Annotated in this window: 20 protein-coding genes and 6 pseudogenes; 7 read left to right on the top strand and 19 right to left on the bottom strand. The window is 64.3% G+C overall.

Annotated features, from left to right (window positions below; genetic code table 11):
• Positions 1 to 18 precede the first annotated feature (18 nt).
• The 3 genes and pseudogenes from ACTGJ9_RS09210 (at position 19) to ACTGJ9_RS09200 (ending at position 2,622) form a co-directional block, all read left to right on the top strand.
• The gene (locus ACTGJ9_RS09210; protein WP_456676794.1) at positions 19 to 606 is read left to right on the top strand and encodes a GNAT family N-acetyltransferase; all 588 of its coding nucleotides are present in this window, start codon (positions 19 to 21) and stop codon (positions 604 to 606) included.
• 135 nt (positions 607 to 741) lie between these two features.
• Positions 742 to 1,101 (top strand): annotated as a pseudogene (locus ACTGJ9_RS09205) (RidA family protein); the annotation flags it as partial.
• 78 nt (positions 1,102 to 1,179) lie between these two features.
• On the top strand, positions 1,180 to 2,622 hold the full coding sequence (locus ACTGJ9_RS09200; RefSeq protein WP_456678480.1) for a homospermidine synthase: 1,443 nt from the start codon (positions 1,180 to 1,182) through the stop codon (positions 2,620 to 2,622).
• A 63-nt stretch (positions 2,623 to 2,685) separates the two neighbouring features.
• Here the strand turns inward: ACTGJ9_RS09200 and ACTGJ9_RS09195 are convergent, their stop codons facing one another.
• From ACTGJ9_RS09195 to ACTGJ9_RS09155, 9 genes and pseudogenes are all read right to left on the bottom strand, one after another.
• A complete protein-coding gene (locus tag ACTGJ9_RS09195) occupies positions 2,686 to 3,024 on the bottom strand; it encodes a hypothetical protein (RefSeq protein ID WP_456678479.1) in 339 nt (112 codons plus the stop codon).
• 102 nt (positions 3,025 to 3,126) lie between these two features.
• Positions 3,127 to 3,843, bottom strand: coding sequence for an MgtC/SapB family protein (locus ACTGJ9_RS09190; protein ID WP_456676793.1), 717 nt, complete (start codon positions 3,841 to 3,843; stop codon positions 3,127 to 3,129).
• Positions 3,844 to 3,873: 30 nt separating this feature from the next.
• Positions 3,874 to 4,893 (bottom strand): WD40 repeat domain-containing protein, encoded by a 1,020-nt coding sequence (locus tag ACTGJ9_RS09185; protein ID WP_456678478.1) that lies wholly within the window; start codon positions 4,891 to 4,893, stop codon positions 3,874 to 3,876.
• Positions 4,893 to 5,936: a CobW family GTP-binding protein gene (locus tag ACTGJ9_RS09180; protein WP_456676792.1), complete on the bottom strand. Its 1,044-nt coding sequence runs from the start codon at positions 5,934 to 5,936 to the stop codon at positions 4,893 to 4,895. The genes ACTGJ9_RS09185 and ACTGJ9_RS09180 overlap by 1 nt, the downstream gene beginning before the upstream one ends.
• 54 nt (positions 5,937 to 5,990) lie before the next feature.
• Positions 5,991 to 6,853 (bottom strand): annotated as a pseudogene (locus tag ACTGJ9_RS09175) (metal ABC transporter solute-binding protein, Zn/Mn family).
• Between the two features lie 2 nt (positions 6,854 to 6,855).
• A complete protein-coding gene (locus ACTGJ9_RS09170) occupies positions 6,856 to 7,725 on the bottom strand; it encodes a metal ABC transporter permease (protein WP_456676791.1) in 870 nt (289 codons plus the stop codon).
• A gap of 6 nt (positions 7,726 to 7,731) precedes the next feature.
• Positions 7,732 to 8,487 carry a metal ABC transporter ATP-binding protein gene (locus ACTGJ9_RS09165; protein WP_456676790.1) on the bottom strand — a complete coding sequence of 252 codons (756 nt, stop codon included), beginning with the start codon at positions 8,485 to 8,487 and terminating at the stop codon, positions 7,732 to 7,734.
• A gap of 2 nt (positions 8,488 to 8,489) precedes the next feature.
• Complete coding sequence (locus ACTGJ9_RS09160; RefSeq protein ID WP_456678477.1) at positions 8,490 to 8,720, bottom strand: hypothetical protein; 231 nt, start codon at positions 8,718 to 8,720, stop codon at positions 8,490 to 8,492.
• Between the two features lie 194 nt (positions 8,721 to 8,914).
• A complete protein-coding gene (locus ACTGJ9_RS09155; protein ID WP_456676789.1) occupies positions 8,915 to 9,511 on the bottom strand; it encodes a superoxide dismutase in 597 nt (198 codons plus the stop codon).
• A gap of 208 nt (positions 9,512 to 9,719) precedes the next feature.
• Between ACTGJ9_RS09155 and ACTGJ9_RS09150 the strand changes: the two are divergent.
• Together ACTGJ9_RS09150 and ACTGJ9_RS09145 are read left to right on the top strand one after the other, a co-directional pair.
• A pseudogene (locus ACTGJ9_RS09150) lies at positions 9,720 to 10,247 on the top strand (GNAT family N-acetyltransferase).
• A gap of 99 nt (positions 10,248 to 10,346) precedes the next feature.
• Entirely contained in the window at positions 10,347 to 10,787 is a 441-nt protein-coding gene (locus tag ACTGJ9_RS09145) for a DUF2147 domain-containing protein (protein ID WP_456676788.1), read from the top strand.
• Here ACTGJ9_RS09145 and ACTGJ9_RS09140 read toward each other — a convergent pair.
• From ACTGJ9_RS09140 to ACTGJ9_RS09115, 6 genes and pseudogenes are all read right to left on the bottom strand, one after another.
• Positions 10,784 to 11,820: pseudogene (locus tag ACTGJ9_RS09140) on the bottom strand (DUF3095 domain-containing protein). The gene ACTGJ9_RS09145 and the pseudogene ACTGJ9_RS09140 sit on opposite strands and share 4 nt — an antisense overlap.
• Positions 11,821 to 12,117: 297 nt before the next feature.
• Positions 12,118 to 12,366 (bottom strand): hypothetical protein, encoded by a 249-nt coding sequence (locus ACTGJ9_RS09135; RefSeq protein ID WP_456676787.1) that lies wholly within the window; start codon positions 12,364 to 12,366, stop codon positions 12,118 to 12,120.
• 127 nt (positions 12,367 to 12,493) lie between these two features.
• Positions 12,494 to 13,216: an SDR family NAD(P)-dependent oxidoreductase gene (locus tag ACTGJ9_RS09130; protein ID WP_456676786.1), complete on the bottom strand. Its 723-nt coding sequence runs from the start codon at positions 13,214 to 13,216 to the stop codon at positions 12,494 to 12,496.
• Positions 13,209 to 14,590: pseudogene (locus tag ACTGJ9_RS09125) on the bottom strand (class I adenylate-forming enzyme family protein). Before ACTGJ9_RS09125 ends, ACTGJ9_RS09130 begins: the two are co-directional and overlap by 8 nt.
• A complete protein-coding gene (locus tag ACTGJ9_RS09120; protein ID WP_456676785.1) occupies positions 14,577 to 14,822 on the bottom strand; it encodes an acyl carrier protein in 246 nt (81 codons plus the stop codon). The pseudogene ACTGJ9_RS09125 and the gene ACTGJ9_RS09120 overlap by 14 nt, the downstream one beginning before the upstream one ends.
• 146 nt (positions 14,823 to 14,968) lie before the next feature.
• Entirely contained in the window at positions 14,969 to 16,780 is a 1,812-nt protein-coding gene (locus ACTGJ9_RS09115; protein WP_456676784.1) for a long-chain-acyl-CoA synthetase, read from the bottom strand.
• 223 nt (positions 16,781 to 17,003) lie between these two features.
• Here ACTGJ9_RS09115 and ACTGJ9_RS09110 point away from each other — a divergent pair, with 223 nt between their 5' ends.
• Positions 17,004 to 17,984, top strand: coding sequence for a Bug family tripartite tricarboxylate transporter substrate binding protein (locus tag ACTGJ9_RS09110; protein WP_456676783.1), 981 nt, complete (start codon positions 17,004 to 17,006; stop codon positions 17,982 to 17,984).
• A 215-nt stretch (positions 17,985 to 18,199) separates the two neighbouring features.
• On the opposite strand, the gene ACTGJ9_RS09105 is transcribed toward ACTGJ9_RS09110, so the two are convergent.
• Positions 18,200 to 18,484 (bottom strand): DUF3551 domain-containing protein, encoded by a 285-nt coding sequence (locus tag ACTGJ9_RS09105; RefSeq protein ID WP_456676782.1) that lies wholly within the window; start codon positions 18,482 to 18,484, stop codon positions 18,200 to 18,202.
• 426 nt (positions 18,485 to 18,910) lie between these two features.
• On the opposite strand from ACTGJ9_RS09105, the gene ACTGJ9_RS09100 reads away from it, so the two are divergent.
• Entirely contained in the window at positions 18,911 to 22,045 is a 3,135-nt protein-coding gene (locus tag ACTGJ9_RS09100) for a multidrug efflux RND transporter permease subunit (protein WP_456676781.1), read from the top strand.
• A gap of 12 nt (positions 22,046 to 22,057) precedes the next feature.
• Here the strand turns inward: ACTGJ9_RS09100 and htpG are convergent, their stop codons facing one another.
• The 3 genes and pseudogenes from htpG to ACTGJ9_RS09085 all read right to left on the bottom strand — a co-directional run bounded on the left by htpG (position 22,058) and on the right by ACTGJ9_RS09085 (position 25,350).
• The gene (htpG, locus tag ACTGJ9_RS09095; RefSeq protein WP_456676780.1) at positions 22,058 to 23,932 is read right to left on the bottom strand and encodes a molecular chaperone HtpG; all 1,875 of its coding nucleotides are present in this window, start codon (positions 23,930 to 23,932) and stop codon (positions 22,058 to 22,060) included.
• 120 nt (positions 23,933 to 24,052) lie between these two features.
• Positions 24,053 to 24,483: pseudogene (locus ACTGJ9_RS09090) on the bottom strand (hypothetical protein).
• Between the two features lie 267 nt (positions 24,484 to 24,750).
• Positions 24,751 to 25,350 (bottom strand): nuclear transport factor 2 family protein, encoded by a 600-nt coding sequence (locus ACTGJ9_RS09085; protein WP_456676779.1) that lies wholly within the window; start codon positions 25,348 to 25,350, stop codon positions 24,751 to 24,753.
• Between the last annotated feature and the right edge of the window lie 138 nt (positions 25,351 to 25,488).

Raw genomic sequence — 25,488 nt, 5'->3', positions numbered from 1 at the left:
AGCGGGGACTGACGCGCCATGACTGCTTTTCGGAAGCCACAAGTCGCCCTCACTTCGAAAGCCGCTCCGTTCGCGATCCGTGCGGAACGTGCTGCCGACGCCGTCGCCCGTGAAGCGCTGCTGGATGCCTCCTTTGGCGAGAACCGCCATGACCGCACCTGCCAGCGCCTGCGCGACGGACGTGCACCCGCCGCCGGACTTGCGTTGTCGGCCGTGCGCGAGGGGACTCTCGTGGGAACCGTGCGGCTGTGGCACGTCAGCGCCGGAGGCAGGCCCGCTTTGGTCCTCGGACCGTTGGCGGTGGACCCTGCCTGCCGCGAGCTCGGGATCGGCGCCGCGCTGATGCAACAAGCGCTGGCCGCCGCCCGGGCGCGCGGACATGCCGCCGTCATCCTGCTCGGCGATGCGTCCTACTACACCCGCTTCGGCTTCTCGGCCGAGAGGACCGGCGCGTTGATGCTGCCCGGCGCGTTCGAGCGCGACCGCCTGCTGGCGATCGAATTCGAGGCTGGTGCGCTCGATGGTGTCGAGGGGATGATCGTCCCGACCGGCGCGGCCCTGCCCAAACGGAGGGTCCTTCGTGCCCTCCAGGCGCACGCGGCCTGAGGGATTGCCATGACAGCAACGACCCGAGCCGCGTTCCGCGGCGATGCCCGTGTTTGCCGTTCCTTTAGGGTTGCGCGGGCCTGAGAAACGCCCTTTAACCCGCCAAACATCCCCCTTCAGTCGAGGCCCACGACCATGTCCCGTCGTCTGATCTCCACCGGCTCTCCCCTTGAGAAGACCGTCGGCTATAGCCGCGCCGTGATCGACGGCGAGTTCGCCTTTGTCGCGGGGACCACCGGCTATGACTACACCACGATGACCATGCCGGCCGATGTCACGAGCCAGTCACGCAATTGCTTCAAGACCATCGCAGCCGCTCTGAGAGAGGGCGGTTTCGAGATGGCCGATATCGTCCGTGCGACCTACTACGTCACCGACGCCAGCTACGTCGACGCCCACTTCGCCGTCTGCGGCGAGGTTCTCGGTGACATCAGGCCGGCTGCGACATTGCTGGTCGTCAGCGCCCTCGCCAAGCCCGAGATGAAGGTCGAGATCGAAGTCACCGCCAAGCGCCGCAGCGCCTGTGCCACCCCTCACCCTTTGTCCGCCAGCACGTTCCGGAGAAACCATTCCATGAGCCTCCCCTCGCAGATCTACGCGAAGATCACTGGTCCCATCGTCATGGTCGGCTTCGGCTCCATCGGCAAAGGCACGCTGCCGATGATCGAACGGCATCTCGATTACGACAAGTCGCGCGTCACCGTGATCGATCCCAAGGACGAGGGCCGCAAGGCGCATTGCGAGAAGCAGAATGTGCGATTCATCCAGAAGGCCGTGACCAGGGATAATTACCGCGAATTGCTGACCCCACTGCTCATCGAAGGTGGCGGCCAGGGCTTTTGCGTCAACCTTTCGGTCGACACCGGCTCGACCGACATCATGGAGCTCTGCAACGAGCTCGGCGCGCTCTATATCGACACCGTCAACGAGCCCTGGCTCGGCTTCTATTTCGATTCCTCGAAGGGCCCGGAAGCGCGCTCCAACTACGCGCTGCGCGAAGTGACGCTGGCCGCCAAGAAGGCGCGCCCCGCCGGCTCGACGACGGCCGTCTCCTGCTGTGGCGCCAATCCCGGCATGGTCTCCTTCTTCGTCAAGCAGGCGCTGCTCGACGTCGCCGCCGATCTGAAGCTCAATGCCTCCAAGCCGAAGACCAAGGCCGAATGGGCGGATCTGATGCGGCAGGCCGGCATCAAGGGCATCCACATCGCCGAACGCGACACCCAGCGCTCCCGGACGCCGAAAGAGCCGGATGTATTCGTCAACACCTGGTCGGTGGAAGGTTTTCTGTCGGAAGGCGTGCAGCCGTCCGAGCTCGGCTGGGGCACCCATGAGAAATGGATGCCCGAGAATGCGCGTACCCACGAAGCCGGCTGCGGCGCCGCCATCTATCTGATGCAGCCCGGCGCCAACACGCGCGTGCGCACCTGGTGCCCGACGCGCGGCGCGCAATATGGCTTCCTCGTCACCCACAACGAGTCGATCTCGATCGCCGATTACTTCACGGTGCGTGACGCATCGGGCAAGGCAATCTATCGGCCGACCTGCCACTATGCCTATCATCCGGCCGACGATGCCGTGCTGTCGCTGCACGAAATGTTCGGCCGCGCCGCCAAGATGCAGGAAAAGCACCACATCCTCGACGAGAACGAGATCGTCGACGGCATCGACGAGCTCGGCGTGCTGCTGTTCGGCCACGACAACAATGCCTATTGGTACGGTTCGCAGCTCTCGATCGAAGAGACCCGCAGGCTCGCGCCCTATCAGAACGCCACCGGCCTGCAGGTGACCTCCGCCGTGCTCGGCGGCATGGTGTGGGCGCTGGAAAATCCGGACGAAGGCATCGTCGAAGCAGACGAGATGGATTTCGATCGGCTGCTGGAGATCCAGCTGCCGTATCTCGGCCCGGTGAAGGGATTCTACACCGACTGGACGCCGTTGACTGATCGTCCGGGACTGTTCCCGGAAGATATCGACACCAGCGATCCCTGGCAGTTCCGGAATGTGCTGGTGCGGTGAGACGGCTCTCTACCCGTTCATTCCGGGCTCGCGCTTCGCGCACCCCGAAATGACAGAGATCGCCTACTTCTCCTTGATCGGCGGCGCGACCTTCTCGGCCGGGGCGGGCGGCAGAGCGGGCCTGGCCGCGCCCGCAGCGCCTTGCGTCTGCGGATCGGGGCGGGCGGGCTCGGGGGCCGGGGTGGTCGGGCGCTCGCCGCCAGGTTTTGCCTCGGCGGGCGTCTTGTCCCGATCGTTGGAGGGCGTGCCCTGGAGCGGCTGCGTCGCCTGCGCCAGCTCCATCCGGCTTTGGGCGCGAATTTGGGCGAGCGACATCACAGATACCGCGATCCCTGCTGCGAACAGCGAGCAAGCGATTGTCAGGTCGAGCCTCAATCTGCGCTTGTCATATTGGCCGGGCATGTCGATCACCGTCTTTGTCCGCGAGACCAACGAAGTTCTCCGACTGCGGTTCCGTGCCCGGCCGGGACTGGAACCGGGCGCCAGCCTGCCAAAACGCCACGCTCAGTCCGTGGTGCTGACCTCCCAGGTGGCGTGGCGTACGCCGGGCAGATGCTGGAGATCGGTCGCCACCGCGTTCAACTCGTTCGGATCGACCGCGGTCGCCACCAGCTTTGCGACGATCTCCAGGACATCGTCGCCGATCTCGACGACTTCGATGTCGGCCACCTGATACTTCGCCGCCTCGAGCCTGTCGACGACGCGGTCGCGCATGTCGGGGAGGGCGTCGGTCGCGACCGCGAGCTTGAAATAGTAGGTCGCCTCCGACGTCTTCTCGTTCAACGGAATGCGGTTGATGGCGTTGACCAGCGGACGCAACATCGTGTTGCCGGCGATGACGAACACGGTGAGCGCTGCGGCCTGCGCGACCATGTCGGCCCCGGCGCAGGAGCCGACCGCGGCCGAGGCCCACAACGTCGCCGCGGTGTTGAGCCCGCGCACGTCCATGCCCTGTTTCATGATAACGCCAGCGCCAAGGAATCCGATGCCGGAGACGACATACGAGATCACCCGCACCGCGCCGTCCGCGCCAGTCAGATGCATGGCGAGATCGACGAAGGCGGCAGCGCCGACCGCGACCAGCACGTTGGTGCGCAGGCCGGCGGTGCGCTGCCGATACTGCCGCTCGGCACCGATCAGCGTGCCCAGCACGAACGCCGTGAACAGGCTGATCAGGGTGTCGGCAAAATCAGCAAGCTGGAAGGTCGTCAGGAACCGCATGAGTCCCTATACGGCCGGAACGATGACAGTTCAAAGCTCCAGAAGTCCGCCGTCCCCATTTTCGTCGGCGAAGGCCAGCAGCGTGCCCTTGGCGTTCCAGGCGAGCCCGGCCACCGGCGGCGTGCCGTTGCGGCGGACCAGAATCTCCGCGCCATCCTCCATCCGCACCATCAGCACGGTGCCGTCGCTGTAGCCGGCGGCGAGGATGTCGTTCCTGGGATGGCAGGCAACCACAGCGACGCGGGCCTGCAGCGGCGCCAGCATCGCGGGCTCCTTGCCCATCGGGCCGTCCTTGCTGGCGAACGGCCACAGGATCACGGTGTCGGCGCCCGAGGTCGCCAGCGCCTTGCCGCCCGCGCTCCAGGACATCGAACGGACGCGGCCGGGATAGCCGGTCATCCGCATGTGCCTGTTGTCGGCAAGCCGCCAGCCGTGCAGCGCCGCCTCGTGCATGGTGGTGACCAGGAACTTGTTGTCCGGGCTGAAGGTGACGCCGAGATGCGAGCCGGCCCAGGGCAGGAATTCGGCTGATCCTTCCATGTTCGGAAACCACAGCGTTGCGCCATTGTAATGCGCGATCGCGAGCCGCAAGCCCTTCGGCGCGAACGCGAGGCCGCCGACGGTCGAGGGCACCTCGAGTGATTTCTCCTCGGCCTTGCCGCTCTTGACGGTCGCGGTCTTGCCGGCCGACCAGGCGTAGGCACCATCCGGATGCAGCGCCACCGCATCGATCCAGCGCCGCTTCGGATCGGTCGCGAGCAGCGTCACCTCGCCCTTGGCGTCGAGCGCGACGACCTTGCCGTCGTCCCCACCCATCACGAGGCGCTTGCCATCGGAGGCGGTCGAGAGGATGCCGCCGCTGTGCACGGCGACGGTGCTGACCTCGCCCTTGGCATCGACGAATGCAACGTTCTCCTCACCGCCGACGAAGGCGGCGCGGGGGCCAAGGAAATGCACCGAGGTCACGCCCATGTTGAGCGTAACAGGCTTGACGCGATCGGTGACGGAGACGATCGAGGCGGAATCGGGCGCCGGCGTAAACTCTTTCATCACGAGACGATGCAGCTCTCGAAGCCCGTGCGAATGAGCTCTTCGGGCAATTCGCGGCCGATGAAGACGAGGCGGCTCTGGCGCGGCTCATCCTCCTTCCACTTCCGCTGGTGATTGCCCTCCAGCATCATGTGGACGCCTTGGAAGACGTAGCGGTCGTCATCGTCGTGGAAGGCAAGGATACCCTTGGAGCGCAGGATCTTGCCGCCCTCGACCTGCACCAAATTCTGGAGCCAGGGCATGAACACGTTCGGATCGAGCGGCTTGTCGGACTTGAGGGACAGCGACTGCATGTCCTCGTCGTGATAGTGCTTCAGGCCGTGGCCGTGATCATGGTGGTGATGATGATCGTGGCCATGATGATCATGGTCGTGGTCATGATCATCGACCTCCAGAAAGTCCGGCTCGATATCGAGAATGCGGTCGAGGTCGAACGCGCCGCGATCGAGCACATCGGCCAGCGCCACCGAGCAGCGCTCGGTGCGATGGAGCTTCGCATAGGGGTTGATGGCACGAATGCGGGCCTCGACCTCGGCGAGTTCGGGCTTGGTGACGAGATCGGTCTTGTTCAGCACGATGACGTCGGCGAACGCGATCTGGTTCTTGGCCTCGGGGGCGTCCTTCAGACGATCCGACAGCCATTTGGCGTCGGCGACCGTGACGACCGCGTCGAGGCGGGCGTTCTTCTGCACGTCTTCGTCGACGAAGAAGGTCTGGGCGACCGGCGCCGGATCGGCAAGGCCGGTGGTCTCGACGATGATGGCGTCGAACTTGCCCTTGCGCTTCATCAAGCCGTCCATGATGCGGACGAGGTCGCCGCGCACGGTGCAGCAGATGCAGCCATTGTTCATCTCGAACACTTCCTCATCGGCGCCGATGATGAGGTCGTTGTCGATGCCGATCTCGCCGAATTCGTTGACGATGACGGCGTATTTCTTGCCGTGGTTTTCCGACAGGATGCGGTTCAACAGCGTGGTCTTGCCGGCGCCGAGATAGCCGGTCAGGACGGTCACGGGAATTTTTGGGGAGGTCGCTTCAGACATAACAACTCCGGCTTCGGGCTTTCCGCGCGACGCACGGCGGGGTGGCCCCCTGCCCTAGTGGTCAAGCGCGCTGGTCAGGGTCTTTATATTGTGCCTGACCATGTCAATGTAAGTGGGTGCAGGCCCCTTTTCGCCGGTCAAACCGTCCGAAATCAAGGTCCCGCCGACCCTGGCCCCAGTCTCGGCGGCGATCCGGCGGATCAGCCGGTCGTCGCTGATATTTTCCAGGAACACGGCCGGGATTTTTGGGCCTTGATCTGGCTGATGATGGCCGCGATGTCCCGCGCACTGGGCTCGGTTTCGGTGGAGACGCCCAGCGGGGCGATGAACTGGATACCGTATTCGGCGGCGAAATAGCCGAAGGCCGCATGGGTCGAGATCACCTTGCGCCGATCCGGCGGGATCCTGGTCACGGCCTCACGAACCTCGCGGTCCAGAGCTTCGAGCTTTTCCAGATAGGTTTTTGCCCGGGTGCGGAAGAATTCTGCATCATCCGGGTCGGCGGCGGCCAGCGCGTTGGTGATGTCGGCCACGTAGACCTTGGCATTGGGGACCGACTGCCAGGCGTGCGGATCGGCGGCCGCGCCGAGCTTCAAAGGCGCGACGCCGACGCTCGCGGTCACGATTGTCGCCTTGCTGCCGGAGGATTGCACCAGCCGCGGCAGCCAACCCTCGAGGCCGAGCCCGTTGACGATGACGAGTTTTGCGTCCGCGATCCGCTTCGCATCGGATGGCGCCGGCGCATAGACGTGGACGTCGCTGTCGGGGCCGACCAGCGTCGTGACGTTGATGCGATCACCGCCGATGGCCTGGACGAAATCCCCGAGGATCGAAAAACTGGCGACGACGTTGAGCCGCTCCGCGGCGTGTGACGTCGAGGCGATCAGCAGAAGCACGCAAAGCAGGAGGCGCCGCATCGTCATGCTTCCAGATGCCGGCCCGGAAACAGCTGCCGGACGATGCCGCCGACCCGGCCGAACAGGACAGAGACCATGTAGAACACCGTCGCCACCAGAATGATAGCAGGGCCCGACGGTACGCGGGTCTGGAACGACAGCACGAGGCCGGCATAGCCCGAGACCGCGGCGGCGACGACGGCAAGACAGATCATCACCGTGAGATCGCGCGACCAGAACCGCGCAATACCCGCCGGCAGGATCATCAGGCCCACCGCAAGCAACGTGCCGAGCGCCTGAAAGCCGTTGACGAGGTTGATGACGACCAGCGCGAGGAAGGCGAGATGCGCCGGGCCGCCGGCGCGGCTGACCGTTCGCAGGAATAGCGGATCGACGCTCTCGATCACCAGGGGGCGATAGATCACCGCCAGCACCAGCAGCGTGACCGTGGCGTTGAAGGCGACGACCAGCAGCGTCTGGTCGTCCATCGCGAGAATGTTGCCGAACAGCACGTGGAGCAGGTCGATATTGGTGCCCTTGATCGAGACGATGGTGACGCCCAGCGCCAGCGAGGCCAGATAGAAGGTCGCGAGCGAGGCGTCCTCCTTCAATCCGGTCGAGCGCGCGACCACGCCGGCGAGGATTGCGACGGCAAAGCCGGCGATCAGGCCGCCGGCGGTCATCGCGAACAGATTGAGGCCGGAGAGCAGGAAACCGACGGCGGCGCCCGGCAGGATTGCGTGCGCCATGGCGTCACCGACGAGGCTCATCCGCCGCAACATCAGAAACACGCCGATCGGCGCGCCCGCCAACGACAGCGCGATCACTGCGGCGAGCGCTCGCCGCATGAACTCGAATTCGGCGAACGGACCGATCAGCGCGTCATAGACCATCTGGGATCACGCCGCCCGCGAGCGGGGATCGTCGGCCGCGCAGGCCGCCGCACTGTCGTCGAAAGCTTCGCACATCCGCATCGCGACCAGCAGGTTTTCCGGCGTGAGCACTTCCGCCGTCGGTCCCCAGGCCACGGGGCCGCGGGCCAGCACCAGCGTCTCACTGAAATGGGTGCGCACCATCTCCATGTCGTGCAGCGCCGCGAGCACGGTGCGGCCCTCGCGGTGCCAATGCTTCACCAGCACGAGCAGGTCGGCCGCGGTCTTGCTGTCGATGGCGTTGAAAGGCTCGTCGAGCACGATCAGGCGTGCATCCTGGAGCAGCACGCGCGCAAACAGCACGCGCTGCATCTGCCCGCCCGAGAGCGTGCCGATCGGACGGTTCTCGAAACCGTTGAGGCCAACCGAAGCGATCGCGCGAAGGATCTTTTCGCGCGCAGCCTTGCTGATGCCGCCGAACAGGCCGGCCGCGCGCCACAGCCCGGTGCCGACGAAATCGAACACCGAGATTGGAAAGCTACGGTCGATGTCGGCGCTCTGCGGCAGATAGGCGATATCGCGGCTATCGAGCCCGCCGAGATGGATGCTGCCGTCGAGCGGCCGGAGAATGCCGACGATGCCGCGCAGCAGCGTCGACTTGCCGGCGCCGTTGGGGCCGATCACGGCGACCAGCGCGCCGGACGCGACCTCGCCGTTGAGATGGTGCACGGCCGGATGGCGGTCATAGCCCAGCGTGACATTGTGAAAGTGGAGCGCTGCCATGGTCACCTCATCGCAAGCCAGACGACGCCCCAGAGCACGGTGCAGACGGCGACGGCTGCCGCGAGGCGGCCGGCCACGGTCATGCGCAGGATCGACCAGGGCGCGTCCTGGGCCGGGTGCGGAGAGGCCGCGTCGTGGACATGGGCGTGGCTGTGGTCGTGCCCGTGCGAATGGCCATAGGAGTGGCCATGAGCATCGTCGGGATGATGGGCGTGGGACGCGGCGGGAACCATACCCAAGACGTTATATTATAACATTACGTCTGTCCACGGCCGTCACGCAGGGCCATTCCACACAGCAAAGAGGCGGCAGCGTGAGCGACCGCCCCGGTTATTTCCGTCATTCCTGAGCGGCGAAGCCGAACCCGGAATCTCGAGATTCCGGATCTGGTGCTAACGCACCATCCCGGATTGACGGAGTAAAAATCTCAGACTTTGTCGAACAGGGACTCGACGTATTCCCAATTCACGAGGTTCTCGACAAACGCCTTGAGATAGTCGGGACGGCGGTTGCGATAATCGATGTAGTAGGAGTGCTCCCAGACGTCGACGCCGAGGATCGGGGTCGCGCCGTGCACCAGCGGATTCTCGCCGTTCGGGGTCTTGGCGATTTCGAGCTTGCCGTTCTTGACCTGGAGCCAGGCCCAGCCGGAGCCGAACTGGCCAACACCGGCCGCCTGGAAGTCCGTCTTGAACTTCTCGAAGCCGCCGAGGTCCTCGTTGATCTTCTTCTCGAGTTTGCCCGGCAGCTTGGAGCCGCCGCCATTGGGCTTCATCCAGCTCCAGAAATGGATGTGGTTGTAGTGCTGGCCGGCGTTGTTGAACACCGCAGGGTTCTTGCCGAACGAGCCCTTGACGATCTCTTCAAGGGACTTGCCTTCCCATTCGGTGCCCTTGAGCGCGTTGTTGCCATTGGTGACGTAGGCCTGATGATGCTTGTCGTGGTGGAATTCCAGCGTCTCCTTCGACATGAACTGGCCGAGGGCGTCATAGGCGTAAGGGAGGGGGGGCAGCGTGAATGTCATGGGTTCTTGTCCGCAACTGGTGGGGAACGTGTTCTAACGATCACCCCTTATAGAAGGTTCCTGCGCCGTTAAATACGGTCAATTTGCGAAAAGGCGCGATTGCGACGGCATGGCGTGTCTGCACAACTTTCATGTCCTCGAAAAATATCATTGCCTTTGAAGCGCTTATATCAGAACGAATGCGCCACGGAGCAGAGCTGCGAAAGCCATGAGCATCGAAATCGACATTTTGAACGGCGACGCCTCCTGGCCGATCGCACAACCGTTACTCAGCGCAGTCTGGGGGCGCGACGCCGCCGAGCAGCCGTCCTGGAGCCACATCAAATAGGCCCATGCCGATCTGCGCGTGTTGATCGAGACGCCTGAGGACGGCCTTGTTTGCCACGTCGGCATCTATTTCCGCACCATCACCTGGAATGGACAGAAGGCGCATGTCGGCGGCATCGGCGGCGTCTCTACGCGTGAGGATCGCCGGCGCCGCGGCTATGCCACCATGGCGATCGACGCGGCGGTGCATACGATGCGCGCCAACGAGGCGGTTCGCTTCGCGATGCTGTTCTGCGAGCCGCACAATGTCGCGTTCTACGAGGCCCGCAAATGGCGCGCCTTCACCGGCGACATCTATTGCGAGCAGCCGGAGGGCCGCGTCCGCTTCACACAGATGGCGCCCTACGTGTTCGACATCGTCCGTGCGCCGACGCTCGGCACCATCGACCTCTGCGGCCTGCCGTGGTGAACTATTCACTGGGGCAAATGAGCCAGGAATGTGATTCCATCAGGCGTTGCACGATTCTGATTTGCTGCTATGGAGACGCCTCCATTTCGAGGCCCTTCCATGTCCCGCAGATTCGTCGTCCTCTCCGTGCTCCTGGGTGCGCTGTCCGGCATGACGGCCGCGCGTGCGCAAAGTGCTGACGCGAGCGGGACCTGGCTCACCCAGGCCGGCGATGCCCGCGTCAGGATCAGCAAATGCGGCGGCGGCATTTGTGGCGTCATCGTGTGGTTGCGTGAACCATACGACACCGCGACCGGCCAGCCCGCGACCGACAGCAAGAATCCCAATCCCGCACTCGCCAAGCGGCCGATGATCGGCTTGCCGCTGTTCTCCGGCATGCAGCCAGCAGGACCGAACAAATGGTCGGGCCAGATCTACAATGCGGATGACGGCAGCACCTATGCAAGCAGCGTCTCCGTGACATCAGCCGAGACGCTGCGCGTCGAAGGCTGCGTGGGCGCGCTCTGCGGCGGCGAGACCTGGACGCGGGCGGGACGCTAGGTCGCGGCCACCACCATCGCCTTCAAGGCCGTCGCCGCCGAGGCGTAGCCGCCACGCGCGCCATCGATGAAGTGCACGTGGTCGCTGCGCAGCGCCGAGGGCGTGAAGCAGGTCATCATCGCGGCATCCTGCTGATAAAGCCCGTAGCGCACGACGCCATCGCGCGCAGCGGCCGCAAGAGCATCGCTCAAGGCGCGCTCGAGCTCCGGCGTGCAGTCGAGGATCATGCGCAGGCCGTCATCATATTTTCGAAAGTCGGAATTCTCGACGACCTGGCGCTTGTAGACCTTCGAAGGAAGCCGCCGGCCTTGATGTCGAAGCGCATCAGGACATAGGCGAAGAACGTATAGGCGAGCAGACCGGCGCGGCGCTTGAGCAACGACCCGCCACGGATCGCCCGCGCCTCGTAGTCCAGGCCTTGCGGAGGCCATTTCAGCGGCGGCCCCTGCGGTGGCACGGGACGGCCGGAATCCGGACTGCGCTCGACAAGATGGATGATGTCCTCGATCACCTTGCGAAAGGCCTGGGGGTCGGTGCCGCTTGCCGGCATCACCAGCACCGAGAGGATCAGCCCGCGCGAGGCCGGCATCACCTCGAAGCGGCAGGAGAGGCCGGAGAGATCGGGCTGCGTGCCTGAGGGCGCCTCAGCGACGGCGAACTCGCCGCGCTTCATCGCGGCGTCGGCCCAGGCGAGCCCGCCGCCGGAGAACATCGCATAGGATAGATTAGCCGACGGACCGAAGCGCGCCACACGCACGTCGAGACCCTGCCCTCGGATGGCGCTCACCGGCACGAGCGCGACGCGCATTTTAAGATCGAGGTCTTCCCGCACCCAGGTCGCCGTTGCAGCCAAAGCTTCGCGCGACGCCACGAGATCCGCCGGCGCGACGGCAAAACCGGCGCCGTCGCCGCCGAACACGAAAGGAAATTCGCGTCCTTCCAGCGCGTTCGTCACCGCCGCAATCACGGCAGCCCCAGCCATGTTGACCGCCTTGTAGTGTTGCGCCGCGATCGCCTTGGTGGAATCGACGATGTCGGCGACGCCGACGCTCCAGTCCTCCGGCAGCGGGAATAGAGCTCGGGCTCCATCAGGCTGGTGAAGCCGCGGAAAACAGGGATGCTGCCGTAGAAGGAAGCGGCGCTCATTGCAGGAGCCGGTCGGGTTGCAGGTGAGACGAGATACGTGGCGGGACCGGTTTGGGTTCGCCAGCCGGCTCCCCGAAAAGGCAGGGCATCATTGGCCGAAACGGGCTCGACAACAAGATGCCTGCTCACGCCGGCAAGCATAATCAAATGCAATCGCCGAGGCGACGCAGCCCCGCGCTATCGCCTAATGCAGATTTTCGCTCGCGCGCTTGCGCAAGGCTTCATGACAGCCGATTAGCCGCACGAATTGCTGCGGATAAATTTCGTGGCCGTGGCTGCCGGAGTTTTGATGCGACATCGGCGCGCAACGGGCCTCGTCCAGTTTCGTGGGCAATGGCTCCATAGACGTACGGCCGTGGCTCGCAACGGGGGTGCTTGACGTGGCCATATTTTGAAAGGCGATATTTTGAGAGGCCATATTCTGAGAGGCCATGGACTGCTCCTTGCCGTTTAGGGCAGTTCGATTGACGTAACCCAATCGATGACGGAGCATCTTACAACCAAATCCGGCGTGATGTCATTGCGCCGGATCAACCCGATTGCGACGGCAGAGTTCCGTCTTAAGCCGTATTCCCGGCGTCGATCGTGAACACGGTGCCGGTCACGTTGCGGCCGCCCTCGCCGAGCAGATATTCCACCATGCGCGCGACATCCTCGGTCTCCGGCAGGCGGCGCAGCGCGCTACGGCCGGCGATGCGCTTGCGGCTTTCGTCGGAGAGATCATGCGTCAGCTCGGTAACGATGAAGCCGGGCGCGATCGCGTTCACGGTGATGCCGAGCTTGCCGACCTCGCGCGCGAGCGATCGGGTGAAGCCGGTGGCGGCGGCCTTGGTCGCGCCATAGACCGAGAGGCCATTATAGCCCGTCGTCGCGATGATCGAGGAGATGTTGATGATGCGGCCAGCACCATCGGCCATCATCTGGCGTGCGACATATTTGGTGAGGATAATCGGCGACAGCACGTTGAGCTGCACCAGCGCCTCGATCTCCGAATTGTGCATGGTGGCGAGCAGGCCCTCGGTGCCGAGACCGGCATTGTTGACGAGACCGTAGGTCGGGCCGAACTCATCACGCAGGAGCTTTGCGAAAGCCGGGATCGCATCGATCACCGCAAGGTCGCAGGCGCGGAAATGCAGACGTCCCTCTGACCCGGCGATCGCGGCCTTGAGCTCGTCGCTCTCGCGTCGCGCGGCCGCGATCACGTTGTAGCCGGCGCCGACCAGACGCTTGCCAATCGCAAGGCCGATGCCGCGGCTGCCGCCGGTGACGAGGACATTATGCATCGGTACGCGCCAGTTTGCCGGCCGGGGTGACGTCGAGCGCCTCGACGAAGCGGATCACCGCCGGCACCTTGTGGGACGCCAGCTGCGCGCGGCACTGATCCAGGATCTGGTCGCGAATTTCCTTCGCGCGTGCCTGGTCGGTGCCGTCGGCAAGGATCACATCGGCGACGACGATGCCGCCCGTGATCGGGCTCCGCCGCGATTTCGCCCGCGACATTCGCACGTCGGGATGACGGTTGATCGCCGCTTCAATTTCTTCCGGGTGAACTTTCAGCCCCCCGATATTGATGATGCCGCCGCGGCGGCCGACGAAATAATAGCGGTCGCCGCGCAGTTCGACGATATCGCCACTGTCGACGAAACCGTCGCCGTCGGTGAGCGCGGCCGCATTGCGGCCGATATAGGCATGTGCGGTGCGCGTCGAACGGATCCGCAGCGAACCTTCGACAACCTTCATCTCGACGCCGTTACGGTTGCCGAGATAGTTCGCCGGAAAACCTTCGAGGCCGTCATCGACGGCGAAGCCGACGCCGGCCTCGGTCGAGGCATAGGCATGACCGACGGAGGAACGGGGGAATGCCGCCTTGAGCCCGTCGAGCACCGCCTGGTCGGCGATCTCGCCGGAGAGGCGAACATAAGCCGGCGCAAACTGCGCCGCGGAGCCGCTCATCAGGAGCTTGCGCCAATGCGAGGGCGTGCCGGAGATGTGGGAGACCCCGCGCGCGTTCAGCCGGGCAACGTGATCGGTGAGCGCCTCGTGCGGGTCCGACAGCACCATCGAGCCCCCGGAGAGCACGGCGCGAAGGAAGATCTGCAGGCCGCCATAGCGGCGGATGTCATAGAACGTAGCCCAGACCGGCGCGGGTCCTTGGCGGGGCCTTCGGCGACGATCGCACCGGTGAGTGCTTCCAGCGTATGGCCGACGATTTTCGGCACGCCTGATGTGCCGGAGGTGAGCATCAGCCATTCGGTCGCGCGCTCGGTCTGCGCAGGCGCGGTGGGTTGAAGCGGCAATTGCGCAGTAACGACCAGCGACACGCCGGTCGCGGCCCAGCGATCAGGCTCGTCGGTAACGACAGCATCGATCCCCGCATCCGCGATCAGGGCGTCCAGATGCGCCGGGTTGAGATCCGGCGGGCACAGCAACATGCGGCGGACGATACCGTCGAGCTCGATCATGGCGAGGCCCGAGCGGAGCTGGTCCGACAGCTTCAGCAAGACCGCGCGTCCGGACAGCTCGCGCAGGCGGCCGCCGAGGACGGTCTGCGACAAGATAGCGGTCAGCGACACAACATGGTGCGCATCCGACAGCGTACGGCCGGTCAGCTCCGCGCCGAGATGGTCACGGAGCGCAAAGATCTCACGCGGGGACATTTTCGTAGGCCCGCACGAAATCGCCCACGGTGGCGGGGAACGCTGCGTCCTCGGAAATGGTGAAGGGATCGACGCCGGTCTCATCCTCGAGACGCGCGACCAGGATCGCGAAAGCGAGCGAGTCAAAGCCCGTCTCGTGCAGGTACAGATCGTCCGAGAGCGCAGGAAGCGTGACGTGCTGTTCCTTGGCGATCTGCTGAATCGCCTCAATGACCTTGGATCGTACCGACATGGCTGGTTCGCCTCTTACTTAGTTAATCGTACGTGTTGCGGCGGCTCGTGATGACCGCCTTCCCATGCCCCGTGTTTACCTGACAGAAGTAAATGGCCTCTTGGACAATTCAGATAAAATTCGACCCATCTTTCGATTTTGCAGCGCTACAGCCTGATCGTACCGTCCACGATCTGCGCAAAAGCTCTGGAGTCGAGTGTGACATAGGCGCCGGATTTCGGCTCGAGCATGAACATCGGGTCTTCTATTGCGCCTGGGTCGAAGCCCTCACGCGCGAGTTCGCCCTTCTTCTGCTTGAATGTCTCGGTCGCATCGAGCTCGCGCGAGATGCGGATGAAGACAGGACGGGCATAGACCGGCAGGCGCTGCGCGAGGTGTGCGGCCAACGCTTCGACATCAAATCCCTCGTTCACGACGATCGCGCTCATGCCGGCACGGCCGTCGGCGCCGGGAATGCTGATGCCATAGGTGGTGGCATCGACCACGCCGGTGAAATCGCGCACGGCATCGTTGACCTCGGAGGTCGCGACGTTCTCGCCCTTCCAACGGAAGGTATCGCCGATGCGATCGACGAAGTGAAAGAAGCCCTTGTCGTCGAGCCGCATCAGATCGCCGGTGCGAAACCAGGCATCGCCCTTGGCGAAGACGTCGCGAAGGATTTTCTTCTCGGTCTCGCCGGCGTCGGTATAACCCTCGAAGCGGCCACCGCCCTCGTCCGCTTTGCCGATACGGCCGATGGCCTCACCGGCCTCACCGCGCGCGCAGGCGATGCAGAAGCCATCGCCATTGCGCAGCGGCGCGCCGCTGTCGGGATCGAGCTTGACGAGGCCTGCGGGAAAGCGATGCGCGAGCAGCGGCGGGATGCGCCCGATGGCGCCCGGCTGGCCCTCGACGTTGAACAGCGAGAAGTTGCCTTCGGTCGCGGCATAGAATTCGAGGATGCCGGGAATGGCGAAACGGCTCTGGAAATCCTCCCAGATATCACCGCGCAGGCCGTTGCCGCAGACCAGCCGCAGGCGGTGCCGGTTTTCGTATTCCGACGGCGGCGCCTTGAGCAGATAGCGGCAGAGCTCGCCGATGTACTGAAACAGCGTACAGTCGTGCCGGACGATGTCGGGCCAGAAGTTCGAGGCCGAAAACTTCTCGGCGATCACCACCGATCCTCCGGCGGCGAGCATGCTGCACGGCGCGACGATGCCACCGACCGAGTGGAACAGCGGCAGGCAATCATAGAGCCGATCCTGCGGCGTCGCGCAGGTGAGGCCCGCGAACCAGAACCCCCAATTGAGGATGCGGCGATGGCTGATGCTGGCGGCCTTCGGCAGGCCGGTGGTACCGGAGGTGTAGATCAGCAGCGCGCGGTCGTCGATGGTGACGTCGCCGCGCTCCTCCGGCGACAGCGCCCCGTCATCGAGCGCGGCAAGCGCATCATCGATCGCGCGCTCGTTGCGGGCATCGCCATGGGTCCAGATCTTGGCGTCGGTCTTCAGATGCGGCTTTGCGCTCTCCAGCGTCTCCGCGAAATCATGCGCAACGATGATATGCGAGGGCTTTGCGACATCGAGGCAATGCGCGAGGGACGGACCGACAAGCCTGGTATTGATCAGCGCCACTACGCCGCCAACGCGGCTGATGCCGAGCCAGGCCGCGACATAATTGATGCCGTTCGGCATGATCAGGCCGACGGTACCCCCTTTGGCGAGGCCGACCGAGAGTGCCCAGCGCGCATAGCGATTGATACGCTTCGACAGGCCGTCATAGTCGACGCTTGCGTCGTCCGTGACCAGCGCGACGCGATCGGGCTGGCGGCGTGCCCAATCGTCGACAACGTCGGCGAAGAGGCGGCCCGGCAGCGTCTCGATCCGCGCAGTCAGCTCGATCGCCTTCAGCCAGATCTTTGAGGCCGAGGGGGCGCGCGCTTTCGGTTGCTCGATGACGCCGGTGGTCATGCCGTTCATTCTTTGGGGCGGTGTCTGCTTGTTCCCCGCAGCTTAGCTCGCGGGCCCTGCCCAGGTGTTAAGAGACAAGGTAAAACTCGGTTAGCTCTCGATTAACTGCGATCATCCTTTACCAAACCGACGGGAACGTGGTGCGGCCAGGCGCGATTCTTGCGACAGCAATCCAGTCATTCGGGCGCGCTGCGCGCGTCCCCTCGCCGCGAGAGATGAACTGGAAGCCACGATGATCACCAAGCGACATTTCCTTCAGACCGCCGCCTGTGCCGCGGCCACGCTCATCGCTCCGCGCGCCCTTGCCATCGGCAACCCGTCCTATCCGTCGCGCAGCGTGAAATGGGTGGTGCCCTATGCACCGGGCGGCGCCACCGACGTGCTGTCACGTCTGATCTGCCAGCGGCTGTCCGACCGGCTCGGCCAGGCCTTCGTGGTCGAGAACAAGCCGGGCGCCGGCAGCAATATCGGCACCCAGGCGGTGATCACCTCCGCGCCGGATGGTTACACGCTGCTGCTGACTTCGACTGCCAACGCGATCAACGCGTCGTTCGATCCGGCGCTGCCTTACGATTTCGCCAAAGGCATCGCACCCGTTGCGGGCGTCGCGCGCATACCGCTGGTGCTGGTGGTCAACAACGATTTGCCGGTGAACAGCGTCGCTGAATTCATCGCCTACGCCAAGGCCAATCCCGGCAAGATGTCGATTGCCTCGTCCGGCATCGGTACCTCGCTGCATCTCTCCGGTGAGCTGTTCAAGTCGATGGCCGGCATCCAGTTCACCCACGTGCCCTATCGCGGCTCCGCACCGGGCCTGACCGACGTCATGAGCGGCCAGATCCAGGGCATGTTCGACAACGTCACCTCGTCTTTCGAGCTGGTGCGCGCGGGCAAGCTGCGCGCGCTCGGCGTCACCACGCGCGAGCGCTCGGAGATTTTGCCTGACGTGTCACCGATCGCCGACACGCTTCCCGGCTACGAGACATCCTCATTCTACGGCGTCGGCGCTCCCTACGGCACGCCGCGGGAGATCGTGGACCTGCTCAATCGCGAGGTCGACACGGCATTGTCCGACGCCGAGATCAGGACCCGCATCGCCGAGCTCGGCGCGATCCCACTGCACGGCAATCCCGGCGAGTTCGGCGGCATGCTGACCGCAGAGACCGACCGCTGGCGCGAGGTGGTGGAGCTGTCGGGGATCAAGAAGGAATAGCCTCCCCGCGGGCGCAAGCCATGCGCGCCAGCGGAAGCAGGAGCGTGCGGCTGATCACCGATATGCGTCTTGAACTGGCGCAATCGCGGAAGGCCGGATCATGACAAGCGAGCGGGCGTTCTGCCTTTGCTGATGAAGCGGCGGCGTTACGTTTGCGCGGTAATACGGATTGAGGTCATAGGTCGCGGCCCGGCCGGATGCCGTCGTACGGCCCGTCAGTGCGCCTTCCGGTGACGCTTGCGTGGCGGCGGCGGCTCATCGAAAGCGTAGTACGGATTGACGTCGCAGCTGGCCGCGAGGCCGGACGCTGTCGCACGGCACTGCGGCAGCGACGTGAAGGAGCAGTCGAAATAGCCGCCGCCGCCACCCCCAAAGCCGCCGCCTCCGCCCGTGTAGACGTGCATACACACCGGGTAGCGCGGATCATAGGTCTGGGCGCTGGCATCTGCCGCTACGAACAGCGTGGCAATGGCGGAGAGGGTCAGGACAGGCAGGCGCATCGGACATTTCCTCGAATCGGTAGCAACGGCAGGCGTTATGCCATTTCGATATGGCACAACAGCGCGAAAGAAGCGATCGTCGCTGCTCATACCTCTCCCGCTTGTGACAAGCACCAAAAACGATCCGACACGGCGCCGTAACGATCCGAAACGGCGAAGGCGCTCCGTAGCCGGTCTGCACTAAACGCATATCGCGCTAGAGCCATCCTTCGACAAAGGTCGCACGCCATTGGCGCAGGAATCCGTTCGCAGGCCCGGGCGAACGGACTACTCTTTCGATCACGACGCCGGCCCAGGACCGATGATGTTCCAGGGCAATCAACAAACATATGGGCCGAAGGAAACGCACATTCGCGCTCGATCCTGCGAGCGCGGCTCCACCATGCGCGGGGCGAAGATGCGCTGGCCCACCCGTGGTCCCAGAGCATGCAAGAGAGCATCTCGTCTCCGTTCATCCGCTATCCGATCGGCACCTCGCTGCTGATGGCAGGCATCCTGTTCGTTGGCCTCGTGGCCTACCCCCTGCTGCCGGTTGCGCCATTACCGCAGGTTGACTTTCCGACCATCCAGGTCTCCGCGTCGCTTCCGGGCGGCAGCCCCGAAACCATGGCCTCCTCCGTGGCGCAGCCGCTCGAGCGCCAGCTCGCGCAAATCCCCGGCATCACGCAGATGACGTCGACGAGTTCGCTCGGCTCGGCATCGATCACCATCCAGTTCGATCTTAATCGCCTGATCGATGCCGCCGCCAACGATGTGCAGGCTGCGATCAACGCGGCGAGCGGCCAATTGCCGAAGAACCTCCCCTCACCGCCGACTTATCGGAAGGTCAACCCGGCGGACTCGCCGATCATGATCCTGTCGGCAACGTCCGACACGCTGCCCCTGACCACCGTCAGCGACCGTACCGACGCCCAGCTCGCGCAGCAGATCAGCCAGATTCCCGGTGTCGCCCAGGTGTTTGTCGGGGGGCAGCAGAAGCCCTCGGTGCGCATCCAGGTCGATCCGGCCAAGCTGGTCGCCAAGGGACTGTCGCTGGAGGACGTGCGCAGCCAGATCGCGATCGCTACGACGGACAGCCCGAAGGGCAACATCGACGGCACGCGACGCGCCTACACTGTCTACGCCAACGACCAGCTGCTCGAGGCTACGCAGTGGCAGGATGTGATCGTCGCCTATCGTAACGGGGCCCCTTTGCGGATTCGTGACATTGGCGAGGCGGTGCCGGGACCGGAGGACATGAAGACCGCGGCCTGGGCCGACGGCAAGCGCGGCGTGTTCCTCGTGATCTTCAAGCAGCCAGGCGCCAACGTCATCGAAACGGTCGACCGCATCAAGCAGAAGCTGCCGCGGCTGATCGCGGCGATCCCGCCCGCGATCGGCATCAAGATCATCAGCGACCGCACCATCACCATCCGCGCCGCGGTCGACGACGTGCAGATTACGCTCATGATCACCATCGCGCTGGTGGTGATGGTGATCTTCATCTTCCTGCGCAGTTTCTGGGCCACGATCATCCCGAGCATCACCGTGCCGCTAGCCCTGCTCGGGGCCTGCTCGCTGATGTGGGTGTTCGGCTACTCGCTGGACAATCTCTCGCTGATGGCGCTGACCATCGCTGTCGGCTTTGTGGTCGACGACGCCATCGTGATGCTGGAGAACATCACGCGCTATGTCGAGCGGGGCGAGAATCCGGTTACCGCCGCCTACAAGGGCGCCGCCGAGATCGGCTTCACCATCGTCTCCATCAGCATCTCACTGATCGCCGTGCTGATACCGCTGCTGCTGATGGGCGGCATTATCGGCCGGCTATTCCGCGAATTTGCGGTGACGCTCTCGATGGCGATCTTCGTCTCGCTCGGGGTGTCGCTGACCCTAACGCCAATGATGGCCTCACGTTTTCTCCGTTCCGACCACGAAGCCCGCGGCGGCCGCTTCTATCAATGGAGCGAGCGGCTGTTCGAGCGCCTGCTTGGCGCCTATGAACGCGGGCTCGACCTCGCGCTGCGGCATAGCCTCGTTACCCTCTGCGTTTTCTTCGCCACCGTCGCGCTGTCGGCGCTGCTGTTCATCCTGATCCCCAAAGGCTTCTTCCCGCAGCAGGACAACGGCTTCCTCACCGCGGTGTCGGAAATGCCCCAGGACATCTCCTTCGCCGAGATGAAGCGGCGGCAGGAGGAGCTCAATGCCATTGTGCAGGCCGACCCTGCCGTCGATTCCATCGCGATGTTCATCGGCGGGGGTGGAACGGCGCTCAATTCGGGACGCATGTATGTCACTCTGAAGCCGCTCGAGGAGCGCCACGCCAATGCGCAACAGATCATCGCGCGGCTGCGGCCGAAGCTCGCCAAGGTCGAGGGCGCGCGCCTCTATATGCAGGCCTCGCAAGACGTGCGGCTCGGCGGTCGCGCCACCCGCACCCAATTCGAGTTCACGCTTCAGGATGCCAATCTCGCCGAACTGGACGCATGGGCGCCGAAGATCCTGACGGAGATGAGAGGCCTGCCGGAGCTTCGCGACGTCGCGACCGACCAGCAGACCGAGGGCACGACGGTGCAGCTCACGATCGATCGCGACACCGCCGCACGCTACGGCATCCAGCCGCAGTTGATCGACGACACGCTCTACGACGCCTTCGGCCAGCGCCAGGTGGCGCAATATTTCACGCAGACCAACAGCTATCATGTCGTGCTCGAGATCACGCCGGCACTGCAGGGCAAGCTCGACACGCTCAATAAGCTCTACATCAAGTCGCCGCTGACCGGCGATGAGGTTCCGCTCTCCGTCATCTGTCGTTGGACCAACGAACCGGTGCGGCCGCTCGCGATCGCGCATCAGAGCCAGTTTCCGGCGGTGACGATCAGCTTCAACCTTGCCGAAGGCGTGGCGCTCGGACAGGCCACCGCCGCCGTGATGCGCGCGGTCGACGAGATGGGCGCTCCACCGACGCTGTCAATGAGCTTCCAGGGGACCGCGCAAGCGTTCCAGCAATCGCTCGGCACCGTACCGATGCTGATTCTCGCCGCACTCGTCGTGGTCTATCTGGTGCTGGGGGTGCTGTACGAGAGCTATATCCACCCGCTGACCATCCTGTCCACGCTGCCGTCGGCCGGCGTCGGCGCGATCGCGATCCTGATGGTGTTCGGCTTTGATTTCAGCCTGATTGCCCTGATCGGGGTCATCCTCCTGATCGGCATCGTCAAGAAGAACGGCATCATGATGGTGGACTTCGCCATCGCCGCCGAGCGCGAGCAGCATCTGACGCCGGAGCAATCGATCCGCCAGGCCGCATTGCTGCGCTTCCGGCCGATCATGATGACGACGATGGCGGCGCTGCTCGGCGGCGTCCCCCTGATGCTCGGCACCGGCACCGGCGCCGAGATCCGCCAACCGCTCGGCTATGCCATGGTCGGCGGTCTCGTGGTCAGCCAGGCGCTGACCTTGTTCACGACGCCCGTTGTCTACCTTTACCTCGACCGCTTCTCCAACACACTGTCACGCTGGATGGAGAGAAAGCCGGAAGCGGAGGCCGAAAGCGAAGAGCAGAAGGACGCGGCGGAGTAGGCTGGGCTCGCGCTAGCCCAGCCCCTGCAGCACCAGCCGGTTCAGCCTCGCGGCAAACGCGGCGGGATCCTCCGGCAGCTCGCCGTCCAGAATCTGCGCCTGTTCGAGCAGGAGCAGGCTGAGATCGTCGACCGTCTTCGAGCCGGCCTGGGCCCTCGTGATCGCCGTGACCATGGGATGGCGCAGGTTGATCTCCAGGATCGGCTTGGTGCGCATGCCGCGGTTCTGCTGCGCCAGGATGCGCTCGAGTTCGCGGCTCGGACCCTGGCTGTCGGCGACGAGGCAGGAGGCGGAACTGGTGAGGCGGGTCGAGGCCTTGACGTCGCTGACGCGCTCACCAAGCGCCGCCTTGATCACTGCGATGGTGGCGGCCTCGTCTGCCTCGGGCTCGTCCTTCTTCGCCTCATCCTTCTCGTCGACGCGCGGGATCAGGTCGAGATTGAGATCGCCCTGGCTTAGCGACTTCAGCGGCTTGCCCTCGAACTCCGTCGGCATCGAGGTCCAGAACGCATCGACCGGATCGGACAGCAGCAGCACCTCGATGCCGCGCGCGGTCGCGGCCTCCAGCCGCGGACTGGACTTCAGCCGATCGATGCTGTCACCGACGAGATAGTAGATCTCGGTCTGGTTCGGCTTGAAACCGGCGACGACATCCTTGAGCGCGCGCTTCTCGCCGGTCGTGGTGGTAAAGCGAGACAGCGCGAGCAGCTTTTCGCGGCGCTCGAAATCCTCATAGATGCCCTCTTTCAGTACCGCACCGAAGGCGTCCCAGATCTTTGCGAAATTCTCCGCATCCTTCTCGGCGAGGCTTTCGAGCTCGTTGACGACGCGGGTCGCCACGGCCTTGCGGATCTGCATCAGCTGCGGGTTGTTCTGAAGCATCTCGCGCGAGATGTTGAGCGGGAGATCCTCGCTGTCGACGACGCCGCGGATGAAGCGCAGATAGCCCGGCAACAGGTCAGCGTCATCGGTGATGAAGACGCGGCGGACATAGAGCTTCACGCGTCCTTTGCGATTCGGCTCGAACAGATCGAACGGCTTTGTCGAGGGCGCGAACAGCAGCACGGCGTAGGAATAGCGGCCCTCTGCGCGATAATGCAGCGTCATCGCGGGATCGTCGAAGGCAGACGCGATCTGCTGATAAGCCTTCTTGTAGTCCTCCGTCGAAAGCTCGGATTTCGAGCGCTGCCACAGCGCACTCGCCGAGTTGATCTGGCGCGGCTCGCCTTGTTCCGGGACGAGCTCGATCGGGAACAGGATGTTGTCGGAATAAGCACTAACGATGCGCTCGATCTCGTAGGTCTCGAGATATTTCTTCGCATCGTCCTTCAGGTGCAAGACGATTTCGGTGCCGCGCGCCACGCGAGCCGCCTCCTCGTCGCTCGCGCGCGCGATCTCGAAGCCGGAGCCGCCTGATGACGTCCAGGTCCAGACATCGCTCTCGCCGGCGCGGCGGCTGACGACCACGATCTTCTCGGCAACCATGAACGCGGAATAGAAGCCGACGCCGAACTGGCCGATCAGACCGAGGCCGTCCTTGGCCTCTTTCAGCTTCGACACGAAGGCCTTGGTGCCGGAACGGGCGATGGTGCCGAGATGATCGATCAGCTCCTGCCGCTCCATCCCGATGCCGTTGTCGGCAATCGTCAGCGTCCCTGCCGTCTTGTTCGGGACGATCCGGATCTTGAGGGCGTCGCCCTCGCCCAGCAGGGCCGGACTGGCGATCGCCTCATAGCGCAACTTGTCGCAGGCATCCGAGGCATTGGAGACCAGCTCGCGCAGGAAGATGTCGGTCTCGGAATAAACGGAGTGCACCATCAGGTGCAGCAGTTCGGAAACCTCAGCCTGGAAAGGCTGCGTATGCGTGGCCGTATCGGACGTCGTCATGCATTTACCCGGTCAATCAAAAGTGGGGAAACCCGGGATATAACGCGAGGCGACAGGGGATCAAGTGCACATGCAAAACCGTCCGCCCGGCGGGCGGTTTTGCATGAGGGACGGCGCCGATCAGGTCACGCAGCGGCCCGGCTGCAGCAGCTTGGCGACTTCGGTCAGGAGCTGACCATCGGCTCGCACGCGATCGTCGGCTTGCGGCCCGGCTTCAATAACGTGGGAGCCGGCTTGGCATTACCGGTCTCGGTGACCGCTGGGACTCGGAGCAGCACGGACGTGTCCGCCAGATCGTTCAGCCGCATCGAGACAGTGCGGGTGGGAACGGCCGCCGGCTTCAAGTCCCCGAGCCGGTCGGACTTAGCGGCACGATTGACATTGTGATCTGCAACGCTGCCACCTGAGGGTGGAGCCGGCTGGTTGGCCAGAACCTGCCAGCGGTCCGCCTGATCATGGCCGGAGCCCAGTTGCACCGCGCCAACCTGGACGGCGCCGAGCGTCGCGACGAGTGCGACGGCACCAAAGAACATCTTTTGAAGCTGTGGCATGGCTGTTGGCCCCTCGCCCCATGGCGGTCGCGGGAACAACGCGAGGGGAGCGCCTGAGTTTCCCAAACGTTAAGATCACTTAACCGTGTGCGGAGGCGGCACGTGCCTGCGAAAAATTTTGCAGGCCGCCTGGAACGACTCCCGCGCCGGGGAGTCGTCTCAGCAGCCGGCTATTCCCCCCTGCCCCATAAGCCGGTGATGTAGGGCGCGACTGTGGTGATGCCAGTCGCGCCTTACTTTTGTCTGGCGTTCACTTTTGCCTGCAGGCTATTTGGCCTTCCCCGCGAGCCAGTCCCGCCCGTCGCCATTGAGCTTTTCGACCTCGGGACCGATCAGGCCCGGCATGTCGCGCTTGACCTTGTAGCCGATCAGCTCCTGCATGTAGGCGAGGTGGCGGTAGCCCTCAGGCAGTGCGGCGAGCGCCTTTTGGTCGAGTTGAAGGGTTGCGGCGGGATCGACCGGGTCGATCCGGTCCTTCTCGTAGATCGGCTGGCGGCGGACGATCCCCCATTTGCCCTGCCGCTTCTCCATGAAATCGTAGAAGCGCCCGGTGCAAACGACGTCGCAGAGCACGTCGTGCACCGGGGCCCGCTGCGAGATCGTCATCTTGGTTTGCGCGATGGCCCGCTCGCCGGCAAGGTCGATGCTGGTGCCGCCGAGGAAATGCAGGATGCGCACGCCCTTTGCAAAACCCTCCTGGCTGACGCGCATGAAATCCCGCGCCGGCCCCTGAAACCAGGTCGCCGACATCCAGCCATCCTCGTGCCAGACCGTTGCAAAGCGCTCCCAGTCACCGGCGTCGCGCCAGACCGCCCAGTTCTCGACGAGGTCACGGATGGCGAGGCGGTCAATGAGTTGCTGGTCCATGGGCACGTCTCCGATCAGGGCAATGCGCGAGGTATGGGCGGTGAACGCGACGCGCGTCAAGCGGCCCAAGCGGGCACAAAAAATCCGGCGTGCTTTGCAGCACGCCGGATCAAATCATCATCGCCAGATGGCTCGCCG

The sequence above is a fragment of the Bradyrhizobium sp. RDM12 genome (assembly GCF_051917485.1).
Lineage (GTDB): Bacteria > Pseudomonadota > Alphaproteobacteria > Rhizobiales > Xanthobacteraceae > Bradyrhizobium.
The sequence above is the reverse complement of the archived record's forward strand: the minus strand, read 5'-3'. Positions and strand labels throughout refer to the sequence as shown.

Coding starts and splice junctions, on each gene's coding strand:
- ACTGJ9_RS09115 (WP_456676784.1), bottom strand. CDS start 16,780: ATGAACGGCATGACCACCGGCGTCATCGAGCAACCGAAAGCGCGCGCC.
- ACTGJ9_RS09210 (WP_456676794.1), top strand. CDS start 19: ATGACTGCTTTTCGGAAGCCACAAGTCGCCCTCACTTCGAAAGCCGCT.
- ACTGJ9_RS09165 (WP_456676790.1), bottom strand. CDS start 8,487: ATGGCAGCGCTCCACTTTCACAATGTCACGCTGGGCTATGACCGCCAT.
- ACTGJ9_RS09120 (WP_456676785.1), bottom strand. CDS start 14,822: ATGTCGGTACGATCCAAGGTCATTGAGGCGATTCAGCAGATCGCCAAG.
- ACTGJ9_RS09130 (WP_456676786.1), bottom strand. CDS start 13,216: ATGCATAATGTCCTCGTCACCGGCGGCAGCCGCGGCATCGGCCTTGCG.
- ACTGJ9_RS09190 (WP_456676793.1), bottom strand. CDS start 3,843: ATGCGGTTCCTGACGACCTTCCAGCTTGCTGATTTTGCCGACACCCTG.
- ACTGJ9_RS09170 (WP_456676791.1), bottom strand. CDS start 7,725: ATGGTCTATGACGCGCTGATCGGTCCGTTCGCCGAATTCGAGTTCATG.
- ACTGJ9_RS09180 (WP_456676792.1), bottom strand. CDS start 5,936: ATGTCTGAAGCGACCTCCCCAAAAATTCCCGTGACCGTCCTGACCGGC.
- ACTGJ9_RS09185 (WP_456678478.1), bottom strand. CDS start 4,893: ATGAAAGAGTTTACGCCGGCGCCCGATTCCGCCTCGATCGTCTCCGTC.
- ACTGJ9_RS09100 (WP_456676781.1), top strand. CDS start 18,911: ATGCAAGAGAGCATCTCGTCTCCGTTCATCCGCTATCCGATCGGCACC.
- ACTGJ9_RS09145 (WP_456676788.1), top strand. CDS start 10,347: ATGTCCCGCAGATTCGTCGTCCTCTCCGTGCTCCTGGGTGCGCTGTCC.
- ACTGJ9_RS09195 (WP_456678479.1), bottom strand. CDS start 3,024: ATGCCCGGCCAATATGACAAGCGCAGATTGAGGCTCGACCTGACAATC.
- htpG (WP_456676780.1), bottom strand. CDS start 23,932: ATGACGACGTCCGATACGGCCACGCATACGCAGCCTTTCCAGGCTGAG.
- ACTGJ9_RS09105 (WP_456676782.1), bottom strand. CDS start 18,484: ATGCGCCTGCCTGTCCTGACCCTCTCCGCCATTGCCACGCTGTTCGTA.
- ACTGJ9_RS09155 (WP_456676789.1), bottom strand. CDS start 9,511: ATGACATTCACGCTGCCCCCCCTCCCTTACGCCTATGACGCCCTCGGC.
- ACTGJ9_RS09135 (WP_456676787.1), bottom strand. CDS start 12,366: ATGGCCTCTCAGAATATGGCCTCTCAAAATATCGCCTTTCAAAATATG.
- ACTGJ9_RS09085 (WP_456676779.1), bottom strand. CDS start 25,350: ATGGACCAGCAACTCATTGACCGCCTCGCCATCCGTGACCTCGTCGAG.
- ACTGJ9_RS09200 (WP_456678480.1), top strand. CDS start 1,180: ATGAGCCTCCCCTCGCAGATCTACGCGAAGATCACTGGTCCCATCGTC.
- ACTGJ9_RS09160 (WP_456678477.1), bottom strand. CDS start 8,720: ATGGTTCCCGCCGCGTCCCACGCCCATCATCCCGACGATGCTCATGGC.
- ACTGJ9_RS09110 (WP_456676783.1), top strand. CDS start 17,004: ATGATCACCAAGCGACATTTCCTTCAGACCGCCGCCTGTGCCGCGGCC.